General features: G+C 57.1%; 4 protein-coding genes. All 4 read left to right on the top strand.

Annotation, left to right across the window (positions count from 1 at the left end):
- Positions 1-63: 63 nt before the first annotated feature.
- The 4 genes from B9Q17_RS17805 to B9Q17_RS17790 are packed head-to-tail and all read left to right on the top strand — an operon-like array spanning position 64 to position 3,043.
- A complete protein-coding gene (locus B9Q17_RS17805; protein WP_094626198.1) occupies positions 64-264 on the top strand; it encodes a helix-turn-helix transcriptional regulator in 201 nt (66 codons plus the stop codon).
- Entirely contained in the window at positions 257-664 is a 408-nt protein-coding gene (locus B9Q17_RS17800) for a hypothetical protein (protein WP_094626197.1), read from the top strand. Before B9Q17_RS17805 ends, B9Q17_RS17800 begins: the two co-directional genes overlap by 8 nt.
- Entirely contained in the window at positions 654-1,574 is a 921-nt protein-coding gene (locus B9Q17_RS17795; protein ID WP_167373055.1) for a toprim domain-containing protein, read from the top strand. Before B9Q17_RS17800 ends, B9Q17_RS17795 begins: the two co-directional genes overlap by 11 nt.
- Positions 1,571-3,043, top strand: a complete 1,473-nt coding sequence (locus B9Q17_RS17790) for a YfjI family protein (RefSeq protein ID WP_167373054.1) — start codon at positions 1,571-1,573, stop codon at positions 3,041-3,043. Before B9Q17_RS17795 ends, B9Q17_RS17790 begins: the two co-directional genes overlap by 4 nt.
- The last annotated feature ends 1,767 nt before the right edge of the window (positions 3,044-4,810 follow it).

Genomic DNA, 4,810 nt, shown 5'->3' with positions numbered 1-4,810 from the left:
CACTTTATTAGCCTGATCCCGTTGTCTTTCGGGACGCTTCCAAAAAATACATAGGTGAACTTTATGACTGATCGAGTGTTACGCCGCCCTGAAGTAACCGCCATTGTTGGCCTCGGCACAACAAAACTTTATGAACTGATCGGGAAGGGGCAATTCCCGAAACCAATACGACTATCTGAACGCTCTGTTGGCTGGCTTGAATCGGAAGTTCAGGGATGGATAAAGGAACGGGCTGAACGCCGGGAGGCTGAGACCAATGCTTGAGACATCCCGCCCCGGACCGCCTACAAATAACCAGCTGCTAAAGCTTTCAAAGCGTTTACTTGAAGCCAGAGACCCAGAGACCGGGTGCAGCCTTCCCGGCCACTTCACTACCGATACCGTTGTTGTCGGCCTGATAGATATAGCAACTATCTCAGAATACGACCTCCCCCAAATGCAGCGCCAAGTTTCCGAGCGAATCAAAAGGAGGGCGGTTTCTGCGGTTAGGGTCCTGATTGCCGGTCTGATTCAAGGCGGGCTCCCGGCTGGAAGGGCTTATGACTTCTTCTCAATGGAGGATCTCAACCTTCTGTTTTATGTGCACAGCCAATTGTCCGGGGCTGAGCAGTACCCGGATATACCTCTAGGCCCCATTGATGAGGCTCCCGCCGATGAACAGTAACCACAGCGCCGGGGACATTATCGACCGCTTCCGGCAAGTGCTGGCGGAAGCCGGGCTACCTGCCGCCCCTGAGACAAACTTTATTTGTGATGGCCTGCTGCACCGCTTCCGCGTTGAAGGGGACAAGAAGGGCAGCCGTAACGGTTGGTACGTGCTCCACTTGGACGGGGTTCCCGCCGGGGCCTTTGGCAGCTGGCGGGCCGGTATAGCAGAAAACTGGTGTATCAAAGGCCAGGAACAGCTAACCGAAGACGAGCGCCGCCAGCTACGGGAGCGGATGGAGCGGGCCAAAGCCGCCCGCCAGTCCCAGCTAAAACAACGGCACGCCACCGCCGCCCAACGCGCCCGGAATATGTGGCAGAAGGCAAAGCCCGCCGCCCCGGACCACCCCTATTTAGTGAAAAAGCAGGTTTCACCACACCGGGCCCGCCAGATCGGCCCCGCCCTGGTATTGGATATACGGGACATACAAGGCCAGATTTCGAGCCTGCAATTCATACAGCCCGACGGGGCTAAAAAACTGTTATCCGGGGGAGCCAAGCAAGAGCGCTTTATTCCTGTGACTGGTGTAGATGGCGGGGACCCTGAAACAGTCCTGATCTGTGAGGGATGGGCTACCGGGGCCACCTTAGCCGCTTCTATGCCTGGTGCGTTGGTGCTGGCGGCCATTGATGCCGGCAACCTTCCAGCTGTAGCAGTCGCAACCCGCCAACGTTGGCCGGGCTGTGATCTCATTATCTGCGGGGATGATGACCGGAAAACTGAAGGCAACCCCGGCGCAACAGCCGCCAAAAGGGCCGCTGAACTGAGCGCCGCACGGTTGGCCTTGCCTGAATGGCCCGAAGGCAGCCCGGAAAGCCTTTCCGACTTTAACGACCTTGCAAACTGGCTTAACGAGGTGAAGCCGTGACAGACACCGGAAACAAGACCCCGCCGCCCCTGGTGAATCCCAAAGAGCTAAACGAACCGCGACCGCTACCAGACGATCAGCCGCCAGTAATGGACCTGCCGCTTGAAGCGCTGCCGGGGCCCCTTGCTGATTTTGTGGAAGACATTTCAACCCGCCAGCAATGCCCGCCCGATTACGTGGCAGTAACAGCGCTGTGCGCCCTTTCCGCCGTTGTTGGCAACAAGATAAAGGTTTGCCCAAAACGCCATGATGATTGGGCCCTTGTCCCGAACCTGTGGGGGGCTGTTGTAGGCGGCCCGGCTTCCAGTAAATCGCCGGCCATGGGCGCGGCCCTGGCACCCTTGAAAGCTATGGAGCGGGAAGCCTGGAAGGTCTACGAGCAGGAAAAGGCAGACTATGAAGCGGAATTGAAGCTGGCAAGCATAGAAGAAAAAAAAGCACAGAAAGATGCACAAAAATTAAGCGAAAAAGGCAACCGGGAAGGGGCAATGGAGTTACTGCGGGCAACCTCAAAGCCTGATGAGCCGAACCGCCAGCGCCTTATAGTAAACGATGCCACCATTGAAAAGCTGGGGGAACTGCTGAACGAAAACCCCAACGGTCTGTTACTGGTGCGTGATGAGCTGGCGGGCTGGTTGTCGAAATTGAGCGGGGAAGAAGGCCAGGGGGACCGCGCCTTTTACCTGGAATGTTATGACGGGGATGGCCGCTACACGTTCGACAGGATAGGCCGGGGAACTGTTGATATTGAGTCTACAACGCTATCCATTATCGGGGGGATACAACCCGCCAGGATAGCCCCCATTATCCGGGGCGCTACCCGTGGCAGTGATGACGATGGACTAATACAGCGGGTTCAGCTGGCGGTCTGGCCGGATATCTCTCCCCGCTTTAAGTGGCATGATGTAGAGCCGGAGAAGGATATTTATAAGGCCTATGCCGATTGCTTTCGCCGGCTGGCAGCCCTTCCGAGGGAAGGCAAGCGGGCACACTTTGACGAGCAAGCCCAGCCGCTGTTTGTTGAGTGGATGGAAGAAATGCAGGAACAGGCCCGGAGCGGTTCGCTTCATCCCGTGATGGCTGCCCACCTGGTGAAAATGCCTAAAACGGTTGCTGCCCTTAGCCTGATTTTTGAGCTGATTGAAACCGGGGAAACGTCAATTTCTGCCCACTCCCTCGCCATGGCGTTAGAGCTGACGGATTACCTCAAAAGTCATGCCGAGCGCTTATATTCCATTGTTTCCAATTCAGCAATCAAAGGGGCAAAGCTCATTCTACAGCGGCGGGACAAGCTTCCCGTGCCATTCACAGCCCGCAATATCCGCCGGAAGCAATGGCAAGGGCTTGCCAATAGCCAGGATGTAGATGACGCAATTGATGTGCTAGTTGAGCACCGGTACCTGAAAGCAATGCCACTCCAGACCGGAGGGCGGCCAACCTGGCAATACTTCTGGAATATGGAGGGGTAAACCATGGGCCGCTGGCTGGATAAAGCCCGAGGGGACGCCCCCACCACAACCAAACAGGAACCGGAAACCGCCGGTTCTGTCAGTTTTGTCAGTTGCATATCCGGGGGTTCTCAGAAATCAGGCCGCTGGCTTGACCGTATCAAAACCCCTACCCCCGATAATAAACACGAACTGACAGAACTGACAAAAGCCCCTTCCGTCAGTTTTGTCAGTTGCATATCCGGGGGTTCTCCAAAAACGAAAACGATATACCGGGAGCTGATACAGGCTTGCCGGAGGCTGAGAATTCAGCCCTCTGAGCTGAAAGCCGCGCTTGATGATGACGACCTGAAAGACATAGAGGCAGGAACCATTAACCGGGAACATTTGCGAGCCTACGCGCTGTTCCTGGTGGAGAATGGGCACTTCTGCCGGTTGGACCGGGAAACAGAAACAACCAACAGGGAAGCCACCACAGCCCCCCGGCAGGCTGAGCGCCCGCGCCCGCTAGACTCGCCAGCGCTGAGGGCGGCCCGTGACCGTTTCTATGCTCACCTCCCGAGCTGCCCTATCTGCTACGCCAGCCGGGGCCGCTACTGCGGGGAGGCATGGGAGCTGCGGGAACAATACAGGGAGCCGGGCTGCTCCCCAGATCGGCGCAAGGCAAGGGAAAGGACAGCCAACCATCTCAAGACCTGCGGGGAATGTCTGCCCCATGTGTCCCGGTTCTGCCAGATCGGGCAAAACTGGCTAGATACATACGCCTTCACCCAGCCCCCGCGCGGTCAAGACTGGGTGGCCGGCAACCTCACAATGAACCCGAACGGCTCCGCTTACCTCCCTCCCCCCGGCTCCGGTCGAACGGTGATAAACATTCTATTAAAGGGCTGGCGGCCTGCCACTGAGACCAACCGAGATTCCGCCAGCTGACCCCATCCCCCGGCGATGCCGGGGCGCACACCCTCAAGCTTGCCAACGGATACAACTCTGAAGCCAATCGCCAGACAATGCCGGAGCATTCCCAGGCGCAAACCGGCGGACAGACGTTCAGAAAAAATGAACGGGTCCTTCTGGGGGTTACCTATGCTGCGACCCCCGCTGATCGCAGAATTTTCGCAGATATAACAACATCTTAGCCTTCCTTCCTCTCCATTTTTGACCAATTCCCCAAGGAAACAGCACGGAATCAACCGGAACCCATAGGACATAAAAGCCAGAAAAGCGGCACAGGAAAGCAAGGAACAACAAAAATTCAGAACAAGATTTAATGGCCGCTCCCGGCTGCCGCCAGCTGCCAGACCTCACCACCAGCCGAACGCCCCGGTTCCTGGTGATGATCTGCCGCCCCGCTAGATACCCCCATAGCTCCCGGCCCTGCCGCTGCCGGATCAAACCACCGGACCGGCTCCCGGTGTGACCCTGGCAAATTGCCCGCCGCCGGAAGGCTGTGAAAGGCACTTACTTCTTAATAACTAAAGAAAAATGACTTTTGTCAGTTTTGTCTATGTATTAATAAATAAAGAGTTCTGGGTCTGCGCTTAAACGGCAAACGCCAACCCGAAAGCCCCTGTTCCTGGTGCTCACCTGCCGCCCTGGCAGATACCCCCACGGCTGCACCCTGCCGCCCTCCGGCCCTGACCCCCACCGCCAGCCATACCACCGAACCAAACCCCGCGCCGGGGCTCCCAGCTGCCACCAGTTGCCAGACCTCACCGCCAGCCGAACCCCCCGTATTTTGGAGAACCCCCGGATATGCAACTGACAAAACTGACGGAAGGGGCTTTTGTC

The organism is Marinobacter vinifirmus, from assembly GCF_002258215.1.
Lineage (GTDB): Bacteria > Pseudomonadota > Gammaproteobacteria > Pseudomonadales > Oleiphilaceae > Marinobacter > Marinobacter vinifirmus.
The sequence above is the reverse complement of the archived record's forward strand: the minus strand, read 5'-3'. Positions and strand labels throughout refer to the sequence as shown.